We start from the raw sequence: 17,075 nt of genomic DNA on the forward strand, positions 1-17,075 counted from the left end.
GTCATCCGGGCTAATACCGATATAAGCGGTGATGATTCGCAGCATCAATAAACAGTATTAGAAGTTATGGGGCGATGTCGCTACGCTTCATCTCATGCGTTTGCCACGGCAGGCGCGCACGGATGGAGACACTCATGAATTTACGCGATGCCGCAACGAACGGCATGCCCTCGTTCTCGTGGGCCCCGGATCACGCCGACAGCGGATCATTATCGCTGCGCGACTGGCTCGCGCATCTCGCGAAAACCGGCCGCGTGGCGACCATCGACCAACCCGTTGCACTCGAACACGCACTCGCTGCGACCGCGAAATGCCTCGATGGCAAGCAAGCGGCCATCTTCATGCAGCCGGGCGGCCATGCGATGCCTGTCGTGAGCGGTTTCATGTCGAAGCGCGCGTGGATCGCGGAGGCGATGGGCGTCGATGAATCCGGCGTGCTCGCGCGTTTTTCGTCTGCGGCCGCTGCGCCGGTGGCATCGAAACTCGTCGCACGTGAAGACGCGCCCTGCCAGCAAGTGGTGCATGAAGACGGCATCGACCTGCACGCGCTGTTGCCCATCCCCACGCACAGCGAGCACGACAACGGGCCGTATATCACGGCAGGTCTCGTGATCGCGCGCAATCCGCGCACCGGCGTGCAGAACGTGTCGATCAACCGAATCCAGGTGCACGGTCCCGATCGCATGGCGATCCTGCTGCTGCCGCGCCATCTCTACGCGTTTCAGCGCGCGGCCGAAGAAGCGGGCGATGCGCTCGACGTAGCCGTTGCTATCGGCGTCGATCCGCTCACGATGCTCGCGTCGCAAGCCATTACGCCGATCGATCACGACGAGCTTGAAATTGCGGGCGCACTGCACGGCGCGCCGCTGCCTGTCGTGCAATGCGTGACGAACGGCGTGCATGTGCCGGCGTTTGCGGAGATCGTCATCGAAGGGCGCATTTTGCCGAACGTTCGCGAGCCGGAAGGCCCGTTCGGTGAATTCCCGAAGTACTACAGCGCGAAGGAATCGCGCGAAGTCATCGCCGTGACGGCGGTCACGCATCGGCGCGACCCGATCTTCCATACGATCGTCCCGGCCGAGATGGAGCATCTGCTGCTCGGCGCGATTCCGCGTGAAGCGACGCTCCTTTCGCACCTTCAGCGCAGCCATCCGAACGTGAAGGACGTGCATCTGTCCGTAGGCGGCGTGTGCCGCTATCACCTGTGGGTGCAGTTCGACAAGAAGCGCGAAGGCGAAGCGAAGAACGTGATTCTCTGCGCGTTCGGCGCGCATTACGACATCAAGCAAGTGGTCGTCGTCGATCCCGATGTAGACGTGCACGATCCCGCCGAAATCGAATGGGCCATCGCGACGCGCTTCCAGGCAGACCGCGATCTCGTTGTGATCGCGGGTGCGCAAGGCTCGCCGCTCGATCCGTCGACGACCATCGGGCAGCCGGCAGACGCGCCCGCGCATCTGCAAGGCGTCAGCACCAAGATGGGCCTCGATGCGACGCGGCCTGTCGTGTATCCGGAGCACGTCTTCACGCGCGTGCGCATTCCCGGACAGGACTCGGTCGATCTGGACGCGCTCGTCGCTGCCGACAACAGCGCATTCGATGCCTACCTCGCACGCAATCATGGCTGAACGCAAGAAACGCATCGTCGTGGGCATCTCGGGTGCGAGCGGCGCGGTCATCGGCGTGCGCCTGCTTGCCGCGTTGCGCCGCCTCGGCACGCACGAGACGCATTTGATCGTGTCGGCGTCGGGCGCGGTGACGGCGGCGCAGGAGCTCGACCTCGCTCGCGGCGACATCGACGCGCTGGCGGACGTCGTGCATAACGTGCGCGATATCGGCGCGGCGGTGGCGAGCGGATCGTTCCTGAGCGACGGCATGGTGATCGCGCCTTGCTCGATGAAAACCCTCGCCGGTGTCGCGAACGGCATCGCGGACAACCTGCTCACGCGCGCCGCCGATGTGATGCTCAAGGAACGCCGCCGCCTCGTGCTCGTCGCGCGTGAAACGCCGCTGAATCTCGCGCACCTGCGCAACATGACGCTCGCCACCGAAATGGGCGCGATCGTGATGCCGCCCGTGCCTGCGTTCTACGCGCATCCGCAGACCATCGACGATGTCGTCGATCACACGGTAGGACGCGTGCTCGATCTCTTCGGCATCGAGCACGGCGAGATCGCGCGCCGCTGGAGCGGTCTCCGCGATGAATTCGCGAGCCGTGGCGAACGTAAAGGAGCAAGCGCATGAACCAGCGCGAAACGGCATTCGCGGATACAAACGCGCGCGTTGCGCCAAGCGACGGCGCAAAGCCCGAGCGCCACGTCGGCCGCCCGATGGAGCGCCTCGAAGACCCGGCGATTCTCACGGGCCGTGGCCGCTATGGCGACGATATCGCCGTCAAGCCGGGCACGCTGCACGCCGCGATCCTGCGCTCGCCGCACGCGCACGCGGAGATCGTGTCGATCGACACCGAAGCCGCCGCGAAGCTCGCGGGCGTGCGGGCGGTGATGACGCGCGACGACTTGCGTCCGTGGTCGCGCCCGTTCGTGGTCGGCGTGAAATCGCCGATGGAGCAATGGGCGCTCGCGATGGACCGCGTGCGCTATGTGGGCGAGCCGGTCGCGGTCGTGATGGCTGAATCCCGTGCGCTGGCGGAGGACGCGATCGATCTCATCAAGGTCGAATACGCGATGCTCGATCCGGTGACGTCCATCGAACAATCGCTGGCCGACGAGGCCGCCGTGCTGCACGAGCGCGTCGGCAGCAACGTGATCAGCGACCGGCATTTCCGCTACGGCGAGCCGGAAGCCGCGTTCGGCAATGCGCCGCATCGCGTGAAGCTGGTCGCGCACTATCCGCGCAACACGTGTGCGCCGATCGAATGCGGCGTGGTGATCGCCGAATACCTGTCGGGCGACGAAGGCTACGACGTCACCTCGAATTTCATGGGACCGTTTTCGCTGCACGCGGTGATGGCCATGGCGCTCAACGTGCCCGCGAACCGCCTGCGCCACAAGGCGCCGCGCGACTCGGGCGGCAGCTTCGGCGTGAAGCAGGCGGTGTTTCCGTATGTCGTGCTGATGTGCCTCGCCTCGCGCAAGGCGGGCGCGCCGGTGAAGTGGGTCGAGGACCGGCTCGAACACCTGAGCGCGGCGACATCGGCGACGGCGCGCTTATCCACGATCGAAGCCGCCGTCGAAGCCGATGGCCGCATCGTCGCGCTGTCCTACGACCAGCTCGAAGACGTCGGCGCTTACGTGCGCGCGCCCGAGCCGGCGACGTTCTACCGGATGCACGGCTGCCTGACCGGCGCATATGCGATACCGAATCTGCTCGTGCGCAATCGCGTGGTGCTGACGAACAAGACGCCGACCGGCCTCGTGCGCGGCTTCGGCGGGCCGCAGGTGTATTTCGCGCTCGAACGGCTGATCCAGCGCATCGCGATCGAGTTGAAGCTCGACGTGCTCGACGTGTATCGCCGCAACTTCGTGCCGGCCGATGCGTTTCCGTATCGCGCGGCAGCGGGCGCGCTGCTCGACTCGGGCAACTATCAGGAAGCGCTGCGCCGTTCGATCGACGAGGGCGGCTATGGCGAACTCGCCGCGCGCCGCGATGCCGCGCGCAAGGAAGGGCGGCTGTATGGCATAGGCTTCGCGGCGATCGTGGAACCGTCGGTGTCGAACATGGGCTACATCACGACCGTGATGCCCGCCGCCGCGCGCAAGAAAGCCGGGCCGAAGAACGGCGCGATCGCGAGCGCGACGGTCAGCGTCGACTTGCTGGGCGGCGTGGTCGTGACGATCGCATCGACGCCGGCGGGGCAGGGTCACATGACCGTGTGCGCGCAGGTCGTCGCCGACGTGCTCGGGCTGGACCCGAAGGACATCGTCGTCAACGTGGAATTCGATACGCACAAGGACGCGTGGTCCGTCGCGGCGGGCAATTATTCCAGCCGCTTCGCCGGCGCGGTGGCGGGCACGGTGCATCTCGCGGCCACGCGCGTGCGCGACAAGCTCGCCCGCGTGCTCGCCAAACAGTTCGGCTGCACCCCGGCTGACGTGCGCTTCGAAGGCGCGCGCATCTTTCCGCAGGGCGCCGAAGATCGCGCGCTGCCGTTCGCACGCGCCGCGAGCAATGCGCCGCACTGGGCGCCCGCGCTCCTGCCCGAGGGCGACGAGCCGGGCCTGCGTGAAACAGTCTTCTGGTCGCCGCCGCACATGGACGCGCCCGACGAGCGGGACCGCATCAACACGTCGGCGGCATACGGTTTCGCGTTCGACATGTGCGGCGTCGAAGTGGATCGCGCGACGGGGCGCGTGCGTATCGACCGTTACGTGACCGTTCACGACGCGGGGACCATCCTCAATCCGGCGCTCGCCGATGGCCAGATTCGCGGCGCATTCGCGCAAGGCGTCGGCGCGGCGCTGATGGAAGAGTTCCGCTACGGCGCGGACGGCAGCTTCCAGTCGGGCACGCTCGCCGACTATCTGATGCCGACGACCTGCGAAGTGCCCGATCCGCGCATCGTGCATCTGGAGACGCCGTCGCCGTTCACGCCGCTCGGCGCAAAGGGGCTTGGCGAAGGCAACAACATGAGCACGCCGCCGTGCATCGCGAATGCGGTGGCGGACGCGCTGGGCGTCGAAGACATTCGCCTGCCGCTCACGCCGCCCAAGGTCATGGCGATGATCGGCATCGACGATCCCGAGCCGTCGCGCCCGGAATTTCGCGAAGCGCCCGCTGCGAAGCCCGCGACGCCGGGCGGCGGACGCGCGCTGACCGCGCAGGGCACGGTCGATCTTCCCGCGCCGCCCGAAGCCGTGTTCGCGGTGCTGCTCGATCCCAAGGCGCTCGCGAAGGTCATTCCGGGCTGTCATGCGCTCGACGAGACCGCGCCGAACCAGTATCGCGCGGACGTGACGGTGGGCGTCGGCATGATCAAGGCGCGCTTCGAGGCACGTATCGGCTTGTCGGAGATCGACGCGCCGCATCGCTTGCGGCTGGCGGGCGCGGGCATTTCGCCGCTCGGCAGCGCACGCGGCAGCGGTCTCGTTGAACTCACGCCGCACAGCGGCGGCACACGCCTCACGTACGACTACGAAGCGCAGGTGTCGGGCAAGGTCGCGGCGGTCGGCGGCCGCATGCTCGAAGGCGCGGCGAAAGTTGTGTTGAAGCAATTGTTCGAATCGCTCGGACGGCAGGCGGCGGGCAAGCCCGTACCGCCCAGCGGCTCCTGGCTCGCCCAGCTGTTCGGAAGACTCAGGAGGCGCGCATGAAGCCCGCATCGTTCGATTACCTGCGCGCCATGACCACGCAAGACGCGCTCGACGCTCTCGCACAGCACGGCGAAGACGCGCGCGTGCTCGCGGGCGGCCAGTCGCTGATGGCCGTGCTCAACATGCGGCTCGCGCAGCCGAAGCTGCTCGTCGACATTTCGCGCACCGCCGAACTGGGCGACGTGCGCATGGACGACAAAGCGGGGCATCTCGTCGTGAACGCGGCGGCGACGCAAGGCAGCGTCGAATGGCGCGCGACGCTCGCCGCAGAAGTGCCGCTGCTCGCGATGGCCTTCCCGCATATCTCGCATTTTCAGATTCGCAATCGCGGGACGGTGTGCGGTTCGATCGCACATGCCGATCCGAGCGCGGAATTGCCGCTCGTGCTGGCCGCGCTCGGCGGCGACGTGATGCTGCGTTCGAAGAAGAAGCGCCGCACGTTGCCCGCGCAGGACTTCTTTCAGGGCATGTTGATGACGGCGCGCGAGCCCGACGAACTGGTGGAAGCCGTGCGCTTTCCGCTGCGCAAGTCGGGCGAGCGATACGGGTTCACGGAGTTCTCCGCGCGTCATGGCGATTTCGCGATCGTCGCGTGCGCGGCGGTCGTCACGGACGATGCGATCCGCATTGCGGTCGGCGGCGTCGCGGACCGGCCCGTGGTGGAGAACTGGCCGCGTTTCGCAGGCGACGACCTGCGCGGCGCACTGAACGATTTGAGCTGGAAACTGAACGCGCAGAACGACGCGCACATCAGCGCGACGTATCGCCGGCATCTGGTCCGGCAAGTTGGATGGCGCGTGATCGAGGAGGCGAAGTGAGCAAGACGTCGGACACCATCATGCGGCGGGACGAACGGCAGCGCATCGCGCTGACGCTCAACGGCCGCGAACGCAGCGGCCATTGCGAGCCGCGCGAACTGCTGTCGGATTTCATCCGCCACGAACTGGGCGCGACGGGCACGCACGTCGGCTGCGAACATGGCGTGTGCGGCGCGTGCACCGTGCACGTGGACGGCGTCGCCGCGCGCTCGTGCCTGATGCTCGCCGTTCAGGCGGACGGACGGCGTATCGATACCGTCGAAGGTCTCGCGCCCGACCAGACGCTCGGCGACCTGCAGCAGGCGTTCCAGCGGCATCACGCGCTGCAGTGCGGCTTCTGCACGGCGGGCATTCTGATGTCGTGCGCGGACTACCTGCGGCGCGTGCCGGACCCGACCGAGCACCAAGTGCGCGAGATGCTGTCGGGTCATATCTGCCGCTGCACGGGTTACACGCCGATCGTCGCGGCGGTGCTCGACGTGGCGGCGCGCCGCCAGGCCGAAGCAGGCACCAACGAGGTGGATCATGCTTGATCTGGGCCGCACTTTTCTGCAAAGCGTCGAGCGCAGCCCGAACGCGCTCGCACTCGTCGATGGCGACGTGCAACTGACCTACGCGCAGTGGCATCGCGTGATCCTGAATGTCGCCGATGGCCTGCGCGAGCTCGGCCTCGAACGCGGCGACCGGCTGCTCGTCGTCTTGCAGAACCGCTGGGAAATGGCGACGCTGCACTGGGCGGGGCAATTCTCGGGCATCGTGATCGTGCCGCTCAACTGGCGCGCGAAGCCGGAGGAACTGGACTATTGCGTGAGCGATGCGGGCGTGAAGGCGATCGTCTACGAACCCGTCTGCGCCGATGCCGTGCTGCAAAGCGCCGCCGCGCAGCAGGTGCCGCGCATCGGACTCGACGATGCCCCCGGCCTCTCGATGACCTTCGGTGCGCTCATCGTCGAAAGCACAAGGGACGAAGCGGCTCCGCAGGCCACCGCCGACGACCTCTCGCTGATCCTCTACACATCCGGCACGACCGGCAAGGGCAAGGGCGTGCCGCGCCGCCACCGGCATGAACGCGCGGGCGCGCTCGCGCATGTCGCGCAGAACCTGTACAGGCGCGGCGAACGCACGCTCGGCGTGATGCCGCTGTATCACACGATGGGCGTGCGCTCGCTGCTCGCGATGGCGCTCGTCGACGGCCTGTTCGTCTGCGTGCGCCGCTGGAACGCGAAGCTCGCGCTCGATTGCATCTCAAAGCATGCACTCACGTGTCTCTATCTCGTGCCGACGCTCTATCACGATCTGCTTGCGGACAGCGCGTTCGCGAGCACGGATACGTCGTCGGTCCGCAAGCTCGGCTTCGCCGGCGCGCCGATGAACGACGGCCTGCTCAAGCGCCTGAGCGCCGCATTCGAGCCGGAGCTGTTCGTCAACCACTACGGCTCGTCCGAGGTCTACACGTTCAGCATCGACCAGGACGCGACGAAAAAGCCCGGCAGCGCAGGGCGCGCGGGCATCAACACGCGGTTGCGCGTGGTGAAGCTCGATTCCGTTTTGCCCGGCGACGTTGCCGCTGTCGGCGAGGAAGGCCAGATCATCGTCGACCTGCAAGGCGACGAGGCGTTCGAAGGCTACTGGAATCGTCCGGACGCGAACGCGAAGTCATTGCGCGACGGCTGGTACTTCACCGGCGACACCGGCTATTTCGATCGCGACGGCGATCTCTACGTGACCGGCCGCGTCGACGACATGATCATCAGCGGCGGAGAAAACATCTCGCCGGTGGACATCGAGTCGGTGCTGTCGCTGCATCCCGCCGTCGATGAAGTCGCGGTCGCGGGCCTCAAGGACGAGCGCTGGGGCCAGCGCGTGGTCGCGTTCATCAAGCGTCGCGAATACGTCGATTCCGGCGCGCTCGATGCGTGGTGCCGCGAGTCCGATCTCGTGAACTTCAAGCGGCCGCGCGACTACGTGTTCGTCGACGATATCCCCAAGTCGCCGGTCGGCAAGATACTGCGCCGCAAGCTGCAGGCCGGCGAATATGCGAGCGAAGACAACGCTCAACCTACAGAGACCAGGAAGGAGTAACCGACATGAGCGATTTGAATCATCGCGGCCAGACGCTGCTGCAGGACCTCGACGGCTTTTCCATCGAGATCGACGCCAACCGCGAGCGCGCCGACATCGTTCTGCATCGCCCGCCGTTCAACGTCATTTCGATGCACGCACGCGACCAGTTGCGCGCCGCATTCGAGGCGCTCGACGAGGACGATCGCGTGCGCGTGATCGTGGTGCGCGCGAAGGGCGAGCACTTCTCGAGCGGCGGCGACATCAAGGGCTTTCTCGAAGCGTCGCCTGAGCATGTGTCGAAGCTCGCGTGGAATATCGCGGCGCCCGCGCGCTGCTCGAAGCCGGTCATCGCGGCCAATCGCGGCTTCTGCTTCGGCGTGGGTTTCGAGTTGTCGCTGGCGTGCGATTTCCGCATCGTCACTGATACGACCTTCTATGCACTGCCGGAGCAGAAGCTCGGCCAGATTCCCGGCTCGGGCGGCTCGGCGCGCTTGCAGTCGATGGTCGGCATCGGCCGGACCAAGGACATCGTGATGCGCTCGCGCCGCATTCCGGGCAAGCAGGCCTACGAATGGGGCATCGCGGTGGATTGCGTGGCGGATGCCGAACTCGAATCGGCGACGGATGCGCTCGTCGACGAATTGCGCGCGTTCTCGCCGCTCGCGCAGCGCACGGCGAAGAAGCTCCTGAACGATTCGGAGGACGCGCCGCTTTCCATCGCGATCGAACTGGAAGGGCATTGCTATAGCCGCCTGCGCTCGTCGGACGACTTCCGCGAAGGCGTCGAAGCGTTCCACGGCAAGCGCAAGCCGGCGTTTCGCGGCTCCTGACCATCGCGCGGCGAACAAAGGCAAAGGAGACAGGCGATGGATCGGTTCGACTACGTGATCGTGGGCGGCGGCTCGGCGGGATGCGTGCTTGCGCATCGGCTGTCGGCCGTGCCGTCGGTGCGCGTCGCGCTGATCGAGGCGGGCGCGGATACGCCGCCCGGCGCAGTGCCTGCGGCGATCCTCGACAGCTATCCGATGCCGGTCTTTTGCGGCGACACCTATATCTGGCGCGACCTGAAGGCGAAGGCCACCAAGGACGCCGCGCCGCGCGTCTACGAGCAGGGCCGCGTGATGGGCGGCGGGTCGAGCATCAACGTGCAATCGGCCAATCGCGGCCTGCCGCGCGATTACGACGAGTGGGCCGCAGACGGCGCGCATGGCTGGGCGTGGCGCGACGTGCTGCCTTACTTCCGCAAGCTCGAACGCGACGTGAACTTCCCCGGCGGCGAGTTGCACGGCAGTGACGGTCCCGTGCCGATCCGCCGCATCATGCCGGGCGACTGGCCGGAGTTCTGCCATGCGTTCGCGAAGGGCTTGCGCGCCAACGGTTTCGCGGCGCTGCAGGACCAGAACGGCGAGTTCGGCGACGGCTTCTTTCCCGGCGCGTTCTCGAATATCGACGACGCGCGCGTGTCCACGGCCATCGCCTATCTCGACGAAGCCACGCGCAAGCGTCCCAATCTCAGCATCCACGCGAACCTGCGTGTCGAACGCATTCTGATGGAGGGCGCGACGGCGCGCGGTGTCGTCGCGATTGCAGCGAACGGCGAGCGCGTGCGTTTCGCTGCCGATGAAGTCGTCCTGAGCGCGGGCGCGTTGCAGTCGCCTGCGATGCTGATGCGCGCGGGCATCGGCGATGCGCGCGATCTCGCGGCGATGGGCATCGCGTGCGCGGTCGATTTGCCGGGCGTCGGACGCGGTTTGCAGGATCATCCGTCGCTCACGTTCTGTCATTTTCTCGAGCCGCGTTTTCGCATGCCGCTCGCACGCCGCCGCGCAAGCATGATGGCGGCGCGCATGAGTTCGGGCGTCGCGGGCTGCGACGAGTCGGACCTGTATCTGTCGAGTGCGACGCGGGCCGCGTGGCACGCACTCGGCAACCGGCTGGGCCTTTTCTTTCTGTGGTGCAACCGGCCGTACTCGCGTGGCCGGGTGCAACTCGCTTCGCCCGATGCGGCCGCCGCGCCGCGCGTCGATCTGAATCTGCTCGACGACGAACGCGACCTGCAACGACTCGCCGCCGGCGTGCGGATGCTGGCCCGCGTGGTCGATGCATCGGGACTCGGGCGCAGTGCGCGCGATTTCTTTCCGGCAGCGTTTTCGCCGCGCGTGAAGGCGCTGAGCAAGGTCGGCGAAGGCAACGCGCTGCTGACCTCGATGCTCGGCCTGCTGCTCGACACGCCCGCGCCGCTGCGGCGTTTTCTGATTGAACGCTTCTTCACACGCGGCCTGAAGATGGACGCGCTCCTTGCCGACGACCGTGCGCTCGCGGAGTTCATCCGCGCGAACGTGTTCGGCGTGTGGCACGCGAGCGGCACGTGCCGCATGGGCGGCGCGCACGATCGCGACGCCGTCACGGACACCGAAGGGCGCGTGCGGGGCGCCCGTGGCTTGCGCGTCGTCGATGCATCGCTGATGCCGAGACTGCCATCGGCCAATACGAACATACCGACCATCATGATCGCCGAGAAGATCGCCGACGCGATGATCGCGCAACGCAGCACGAGCGTGGCGTCGCCGCTTGCCGCCGCGCACTGACGCCTACCAACGATTTATCAACCTCGACAAGAGCACGCATTCAAACAAGCGTGCCTGCGACACACCAGGAGATGCAAATGTCCGTAGCAGCGCAAGACGGAGCCGCCGTGCTTCCGGTCAATCAGCGGCAGGTCATGGGTGCAGTGATGGCCTCGTGCTTAGGCTGGGCCCTCGATCTGTTCGACCTGTTCGTATTGTTGTATGTGGCGCCGATTGTCGGGCGTCTGTTCTTCCCGTCCGAGCACGCGATGCTCTCGCTCGCGGCGGTCTATGCGTCGTTCGCCGTGACGCTGCTGATGCGTCCGCTCGGCTCGGCGCTCTTCGGCTCCTATGCGGACCGTCACGGCCGCAAGGGCGCGATGATCGTCGCGGTCGTCGGGGTCGGGCTGTCGACGGCGGCTTTCGGCCTGCTGCCGACGGTCGCGCAGGCCGGCGTCATCGCACCGATACTCTTCCTGGTGCTGCGTCTCGTGCAGGGCGTGTTCGTCGGCGGCGTGGTGGCGTCGACGCATACGATCGGCACCGAATCCGTCGCGCCGAAGTATCGCGGCGCGGTGTCGGGGTTGATCGGCGGCGGCGGCGCGGGGCTCGGCGCGTTGCTCGCCTCGCTCACGTATCTGGCGATGTCCGCGCTCTTTCCCGGCGATGCATTCGACGTCTGGGGTTGGCGCTGCATGTTCTTCACCGGCATCCTGAGTTCGGTGCTGGGGCTTTTCATCTTCAACAGTCTCGAAGAATCGCCGTTGTGGAAGAAGCTCGCCGCTGAAAAGGCTGCGAAGGCCGCGGCGGAGACGAAGGGCGCGAAGGTCGAAGTGGTGCGCTCGCCGATCCGCACGCTGTTTTCACGCGACTATCGCGGCGTGCTGTTCGTCAATCTGTTGCTGACCATCGGCGGCGGCAGCGGCTATTACCTGACCTCGGGCTATCTGCCGACGTTCCTCAAGGTCGTGAGTCATGCACCGAACGGCGCGGCTGCCGCGATCCTGATGATCTGCAGCGTGGCGGTGGTGATCGCATCGGTCGCGGCGGGGCATATCAGCACGTTCATCGGGCGCAAGGGCGCGTTTCTGTGGATCGGCGCCATCCGGCTGATTGCGTTGCCGGGCCTGTTCCTGCTGCTGCCAACGGCGCAAAGCCTCACGATGATCGGTGTCTACGCGGTGCTGCTGTCCGCGCTCGGCAGCGCGGGTTATGCGCCGGTCCTGATCTTCCTGAACGAGCGCTTTCCGACCGCGATCCGCGCGACCGGGACCGGTCTCTCGTGGAACATCGGCTTCGCGATCGGCGGGATGATGCCGACCTTCGTCTCGCTCGTCGCGAAGGATGCGAGCCAGTTGCCGTCGACGCTCGCGATTTTCGTCGGCGCGATCAGCGTCATCTTCCTGGTCGGTGCGTTCGTCGTGCCCGAAACGCTCGGCAAGCTCGACAACGGGGCGGGGCGCAATCCTTCGTAACCGGGTTCATTCCGGCGCGCGCGTGGTCACGCGCCGGATTTCCTCGGTGATGATCGAGATCAGCGCCTGCGCGGCCGATCCGATGGGCCGCTTCGGATGCGTGACCTGAATGATGTGACGCACGATCGGCGGCGACGCGATCGTGTGCACGCGCAACAGGCCGTCGTCGACTTTCGGCTGCACGACGACGCGCGGCAGGATCGTCGCCACGGCGCCCTGCTCGACGAACTGCACGATGGTGCTCAGAAGATCGATCTCGAACTTCGGCTGGATGACGACGTCGGCGGCCATCAGCGCGGCATCGAGCGCGCCGCGCAGGCCATTGCGGCGTGTCGGCAGCACGAGTTCGAAGTCGAACGGCTGGGTCAGGTCGATCGCATCGGGCAACGCGGGGCCGTGCGCCGCGCTCGTCACCAGCACCATTTCCTCGACGAGCAACGGCTCCACATCGAGCGAAAGCCGGCCACGCGGCTTGTTGATGATCGCGGCATCGAGCCGGCCCGCTTCGACGGCGTCGATGAGTTGCGCGCTGAAGCCATCGGCCACGGACACTTCCACTTGCGGAAACAGCGCATCGAAGCGCGCGAGCGATTCGGGCAGCACGCTCTGCGCCTCGGACGACACCATCCCCAGCGACACGCGCCCCGTCACGATGACGTCGCGCCGGCTCAGATGTTCGCGCGCGTGGTCGATGTCGCGCATGATCGGCGTGTACAGGCGGTACATGAGCCGCGCGGCTTCGGTCGGCGCCATGCCATGCGGTCCGCGCTCGAAGAGCTTCTGGCGGATTTCGGTCTCGATCTTGGCGATCTGCATGCTGAGCGCCGGCTGCGCGATATTCAGCCGCTTTGCTGCACGCGTGACGGTGCCTTCTTCGAACAGGGCGATGAAGTATTGAACCTGCTTCAGTTCCATGCGTGACCATCTTCAGAGCTTCGGCCTGAAGATAGTAATCGCACGTGGGGCTGCTTGCATTGAAGTCGCAAAAAATCGCCGCTCGATGGAAGCAGGCGATGCGGTGAGTCGATGCAAACCCCGTTAGTTAAATCGCTGATTGCAAAAGCGCGTCGGCACGAGCGGCACACGCGAGACGCCGGGCAAACACCCAACGCCTCGCGTCCCGCATCAGAACATGTCGGCCATGCCCATCGCCGGATCGGTCACCGAATGACGGCCCGTTTCCATGCGCCCGGCGATGCGCCGGAAGAAGCTGCGATCCGTGGCGCTGGTGATTTCGAAGTCGTACCAGTAGCCAGTCTGCGCGACGTTCCAGAACAGCGCGACCGGAAGCGCGCCGATCGTGCTTGCCGTCCAGGTGTTACCCGCGCCGAAGGCGTCATCGCGAGAAAGCGGCGCGGGCGCTGGCCATGCACCGAAGCCCGGCGCGGGGAAGCCGCCAAAGCCGACCGGATTGCGCCCGAAGCCAGGAATCGGCAAACCGGGGAACGCCTGCAGCGCACCGTAGACCTTGTTCGACTTTACGGTGAACTGCGCCGGACCCGCGCCATCGTTGCGCAGTTGCAGGTGCAGCGTACCCGAGAGCAAGCCATAGCCGACGCGCACTTCGAGACTGGCGCCTCGGCGACTCCGCTGCGCGCCAAGTTCGCCCTTGAATTCACGATGGAAACCGTTCGGGCCGAGCACCCACAGGTCGTACCTTCCCTGGTCCGTCGAAGTGGGCGTCCACACGTCGTCCAGCGTTTTGCCCGGCTCCACCGCATAACGCCTGGGCAAGCGGTCGAGGTGCAACTTGTCGTAGACGTGGAACACGGCGCCCTGGCGGCCCGTATTGGCGAACAGCAGCCGCACGTTGCCGGCGTTTGCATCGACGTGAGCGCTGGCGTGCAGCTCGTAAGGCAGCGCACGCGACGGACGGAAGCCGCTCGCCTGCTTCGGCATGCCGCGATTCGCGTCCGGCACGATCTGTCCGAGCGCTTGCTGCGTGGCGCGCAGCGCATCGGCGTCGGCCTTGCTTCTCTCGCCGGCGATGGTCGGCAGCGGCTCGTTGTTCGGCGACGCGAAATTGAAGGCTGTCGTCAGATCGCCATTGATCAAGCGGCGATACGGCGAGATGTTGCTCTCCTTGATGCCGAAGCGCGCTTCGAGAAAGCGCAGTACCGAGGTGTGGTCGAAGGTCTGCGAATTGACCCAGCCGCCGCGGCTCCACGGCGAGATCACCCATAGCGGCACGCGCGGGCCGGGTCCGTAAGGCTTGCCGTCGGGGCCGGCCGGCTGGCTGTTGGGCTGCGCGCCGGTGTCGGCGCGGGTCACGTACGGATGCGTGAAATATTCGGCGCTCAGGTCGGCGGTGTTCAGCGTCGTTTTCCCGGCGTAAGTGCCATCCCCGTTAGGCGACGGGACCGCGGCCGGAGGCACGTGATCGAAGAAACCATCGTTCTCGTCGAAGTTGACGAGCAGCACGGTCTTGCTCCATACCTCCGGCACGGCGGTCAGCGCATCGAGGAATTGCTGCACGAACCACGCGCCCTGCACCGGGCTGGAAGGCCCCGGATGCTCGGAGTAGACATCGGTCGGCACCACCCACGACACTTCCGGCAGCCGGCCGTTCTTCACATCGTCGGCGAAGGCCTCGACGAACGTGCCGTTCGTGTTCGGGTCGGTGTCCGTGGTCGGCAGCGTGTTCGCGTAGGCCTTGATGAGCGGCTGGGCCACGGCATCGGCGGGATTGTAGGCCGGCTCGGCGGCCTGTGTCAGCGACGTGTTGACCTGACGCGCCGCCGGCAGCGCCTCGTTCGCCTTGCGAAACTGCCTGAAGCCGAGCAGCGGATTGCAGCCGTACGTGTTCTTGATGTTCTGATAGACCTTCCATGTCACGCCAGCATCTTCGAGACGCTCCGCGGTCGTCTTCCAGTCGAAGTACGCGGAAGCCGATGTGGTGACGTCGAAGTCGCCGCTGAAGTTGTTCACGAAGGTCTTGCCATACGCGGGACCATGCGTGCCGGTCGAATGGATGATGCGGTTCGGGTGCGTGCCGCCGAGAAACGCGCAGTGATAGTCGTCGCAAAGCGTGAACGCTTCGGCCAGCGCCCGCTGGAAGGGAATCTCGGCGGCGTCGAAATAGCCCATCGTCTGGTTCTTCTTGGACACCGGCCATGCAGCCATGCGGCCGCCGTCCCACGCGTTTTGCGTGTCGACCCAGCTATGCGGCGTGCCGGCGACGCGCTGCGCATTGCCCCTGGTTTCGTCGAGATGATAGGGCAGGTCGACATTGCCGTTGGCGTCGATCTGCTGCCACACGTTGCGGCCGTCCGGCAGCGGGATCGTGAAGCGATCGCCGTAACCCCGCACGCCTTTATAGGTGCCGAAGTAATGGTCGAACGCGCGGTTCTCCATCATCAGGATCACGACGTGCTTCACGTCCTTGATCGTGCCGGTGTCGAAATGCGCCGGAATCGCGAGCGCGCGGCGGATGCTCGGGGGAAACACGCTTAGCGCGGCGGCCGAGAGTCCGGCAGTGGCCGTGCTTTGAAGAAATTTGCGACGGGAGTTCACGGGGCAAGTGCTCCTTCTTTTCTGCTGATCCTCGAAACCTTCGATTGCCTTCACCGCAGCCGCTTCTCACGGCGAACCCGGCATGGCTTGTCACGTCGATGCGCTTGCACCGGCCGCACGCCATGCTCGATGTCGCCCGTTCCGAAAGACCGCCTGCCGAGACCCCGCTCGTGGAAGTTCAAAGGACGTGTTGTTTTCTACGCGCGTCATCGGCAGTGCATCGACTGCCGGTTCCGGCGAGTGACGAATATAGGGCGCGGAAATGACGGGACAGTGTCGGTGCGGAAATCGTTTGCGGTGCTTACATGTCGCTTGCGGCGCAGCGGAACGCGCATGGACGACACATCAGCGCATGCGTTGCTACATGCGGTCGTTGTCTTTCAGCCAGTCGATGAATGCGCGCAGCGGCGCGGGCACATGCCGGCGTCCCGGATAGTAGAGAAACGGCCCGGAAAACGGCTGTTTCCAGTCGTCGAGTATCGCGACCAGCGCGCCGCTTTCGACATGAGGCTGCAACATCTCCTCGAAGAGATGGATCACGCCGAGACCTGCGACCGCCGCATCGATCATGAGACCCAACGCCGCGCCCGGACGCACCACGAGACGCGACGGCGGATCGATCCGCACGACTTCGCCGTCGCGCTCGAACTGCCACGCGGGCCGCGCACCGCCAGAGAACTGTCCGCGCACACTGGTATGCGAGAGCAGATCCCGAGGATGTTCGGGCGTACCATGCGCACGCAGATAAGCGGGCGATGCGGCGGTCGTGAACTGCTCGATGCGCGGGCCGATCGGCATGGCGATCATGTCCTGTTCCAGCTTGTCGTCGTAGCGTATGCCTGCATCGCAACCGATCGACAGGACATCGACGAACCCGTCTTCCACCATCACTTCGACGCGAATGTCGGGATACGCCTGCATGAAGCCCGCGAGCAGCCTCGGCAGCAGCGTACGCGCGGCGCTCGCGGGGACATTGAGCCGGAGGGTGCCGCTCGGCGAATCGCGATAGCCATTCAGAACATCCAGCGCCGCTTCCATTTCGCCGAACAACGGCGTCAGCGTTTCGATCAACCGCCGGCCCGCTTCGGTCGGCGATACGCTGCGCGTCGTGCGGTTCAGCAAGCGCAATCCCAGCTTCGTTTCGAGCCTGCGCACGGCAATCGAGAGACTCGACGCCGATACCCCGTTCGTGCGCGCGGCGTCGCGGAAGCCGCCTGCGCGGGCGACGGAGACAAAGGCAGCGAGATCGTTCAATTCCACTTTTGGACCGTTTTGTTTATTGAACAACCCGTGCAACTTAGCCCCATTTATTCAACGCCGCAAGCTCGAGATAATGAGCGCCATCGAACCAGACACCGGGAGCCA

At 65.9% G+C, this 17,075-nt stretch carries 12 protein-coding genes; 9 read left to right on the forward strand and 3 right to left on the reverse strand.

The window, feature by feature from the left end; genetic code table 11:
- Positions 1-134: 134 nt before the first annotated feature.
- The 9 genes from LDZ21_RS26090 (at position 135) to LDZ21_RS26130 (ending at position 12,197) form a co-directional block, all read left to right on the forward strand.
- Positions 135-1,628 (forward strand): UbiD family decarboxylase, encoded by a 1,494-nt coding sequence (locus tag LDZ21_RS26090; RefSeq protein ID WP_244797006.1) that lies wholly within the window; start codon positions 135-137, stop codon positions 1,626-1,628.
- A complete protein-coding gene (locus LDZ21_RS26095) occupies positions 1,621-2,244 on the forward strand; it encodes a UbiX family flavin prenyltransferase (protein ID WP_244797007.1) in 624 nt (207 codons plus the stop codon). Before LDZ21_RS26090 ends, LDZ21_RS26095 begins: the two co-directional genes overlap by 8 nt.
- Positions 2,241-5,273 (forward strand): xanthine dehydrogenase family protein molybdopterin-binding subunit, encoded by a 3,033-nt coding sequence (locus LDZ21_RS26100; RefSeq protein WP_244797008.1) that lies wholly within the window; start codon positions 2,241-2,243, stop codon positions 5,271-5,273. The genes LDZ21_RS26095 and LDZ21_RS26100 overlap by 4 nt, the downstream gene beginning before the upstream one ends.
- Positions 5,270-6,091, forward strand: a complete 822-nt coding sequence (locus LDZ21_RS26105) for an FAD binding domain-containing protein (RefSeq protein ID WP_244797009.1) — start codon at positions 5,270-5,272, stop codon at positions 6,089-6,091. The genes LDZ21_RS26100 and LDZ21_RS26105 overlap by 4 nt, the downstream gene beginning before the upstream one ends.
- Positions 6,088-6,624 (forward strand): (2Fe-2S)-binding protein, encoded by a 537-nt coding sequence (locus LDZ21_RS26110; protein ID WP_244797010.1) that lies wholly within the window; start codon positions 6,088-6,090, stop codon positions 6,622-6,624. The genes LDZ21_RS26105 and LDZ21_RS26110 overlap by 4 nt, the downstream gene beginning before the upstream one ends.
- Complete coding sequence (locus LDZ21_RS26115; RefSeq protein WP_244797011.1) at positions 6,617-8,173, forward strand: AMP-binding protein; 1,557 nt, start codon at positions 6,617-6,619, stop codon at positions 8,171-8,173. The genes LDZ21_RS26110 and LDZ21_RS26115 overlap by 8 nt, the downstream gene beginning before the upstream one ends.
- A 5-nt stretch (positions 8,174-8,178) precedes the next feature.
- Positions 8,179-8,985, forward strand: coding sequence for an enoyl-CoA hydratase/isomerase family protein (locus LDZ21_RS26120; RefSeq protein WP_035966351.1), 807 nt, complete (start codon positions 8,179-8,181; stop codon positions 8,983-8,985).
- A gap of 36 nt (positions 8,986-9,021) precedes the next feature.
- Positions 9,022-10,743 (forward strand): GMC family oxidoreductase, encoded by a 1,722-nt coding sequence (locus LDZ21_RS26125; protein WP_244797012.1) that lies wholly within the window; start codon positions 9,022-9,024, stop codon positions 10,741-10,743.
- Positions 10,744-10,820: 77 nt separating this feature from the next.
- Positions 10,821-12,197 (forward strand): MFS transporter, encoded by a 1,377-nt coding sequence (locus LDZ21_RS26130; RefSeq protein WP_244797013.1) that lies wholly within the window; start codon positions 10,821-10,823, stop codon positions 12,195-12,197.
- A 6-nt stretch (positions 12,198-12,203) separates the two neighbouring features.
- Here the strand turns inward: LDZ21_RS26130 and LDZ21_RS26135 are convergent, their stop codons facing one another.
- The 3 genes from LDZ21_RS26135 to LDZ21_RS26145 all read right to left on the reverse strand — a co-directional run bounded on the left by LDZ21_RS26135 (position 12,204) and on the right by LDZ21_RS26145 (position 16,970).
- A complete protein-coding gene (locus LDZ21_RS26135) occupies positions 12,204-13,112 on the reverse strand; it encodes a LysR family transcriptional regulator (RefSeq protein ID WP_244797014.1) in 909 nt (302 codons plus the stop codon).
- Between the two features lie 210 nt (positions 13,113-13,322).
- Positions 13,323-15,710: a phosphocholine-specific phospholipase C gene (locus tag LDZ21_RS26140; protein ID WP_244797015.1), complete on the reverse strand. Its 2,388-nt coding sequence runs from the start codon at positions 15,708-15,710 to the stop codon at positions 13,323-13,325.
- Between the two features lie 360 nt (positions 15,711-16,070).
- Positions 16,071-16,970 (reverse strand): LysR family transcriptional regulator, encoded by a 900-nt coding sequence (locus LDZ21_RS26145; RefSeq protein ID WP_244797016.1) that lies wholly within the window; start codon positions 16,968-16,970, stop codon positions 16,071-16,073.
- Positions 16,971-17,075: the final 105 nt, after the last annotated feature.

Source organism: Caballeronia grimmiae, from assembly GCF_022879615.1.
GTDB classification, from domain to species: Bacteria; Pseudomonadota; Gammaproteobacteria; order Burkholderiales; family Burkholderiaceae; genus Caballeronia; species Caballeronia grimmiae.

What these genes read in the sequence shown, in the direction of transcription:
- LDZ21_RS26105 (WP_244797009.1), top strand. Translation starts at nt 5,270, where the DNA reads ATGAAGCCCGCATCGTTCGATTACCTGCGCGCCATGACCACGCAAGAC.
- LDZ21_RS26130 (WP_244797013.1), top strand. Translation starts at nt 10,821, where the DNA reads ATGTCCGTAGCAGCGCAAGACGGAGCCGCCGTGCTTCCGGTCAATCAG.
- LDZ21_RS26125 (WP_244797012.1), top strand. Translation starts at nt 9,022, where the DNA reads ATGGATCGGTTCGACTACGTGATCGTGGGCGGCGGCTCGGCGGGATGC.
- LDZ21_RS26120 (WP_035966351.1), top strand. Translation starts at nt 8,179, where the DNA reads ATGAGCGATTTGAATCATCGCGGCCAGACGCTGCTGCAGGACCTCGAC.
- LDZ21_RS26090 (WP_244797006.1), top strand. Translation starts at nt 135, where the DNA reads ATGAATTTACGCGATGCCGCAACGAACGGCATGCCCTCGTTCTCGTGG.
- LDZ21_RS26115 (WP_244797011.1), top strand. Translation starts at nt 6,617, where the DNA reads ATGCTTGATCTGGGCCGCACTTTTCTGCAAAGCGTCGAGCGCAGCCCG.
- LDZ21_RS26095 (WP_244797007.1), top strand. Translation starts at nt 1,621, where the DNA reads ATGGCTGAACGCAAGAAACGCATCGTCGTGGGCATCTCGGGTGCGAGC.
- LDZ21_RS26100 (WP_244797008.1), top strand. Translation starts at nt 2,241, where the DNA reads ATGAACCAGCGCGAAACGGCATTCGCGGATACAAACGCGCGCGTTGCG.
- LDZ21_RS26135 (WP_244797014.1), bottom strand. Translation starts at nt 13,112, where the DNA reads ATGGAACTGAAGCAGGTTCAATACTTCATCGCCCTGTTCGAAGAAGGC.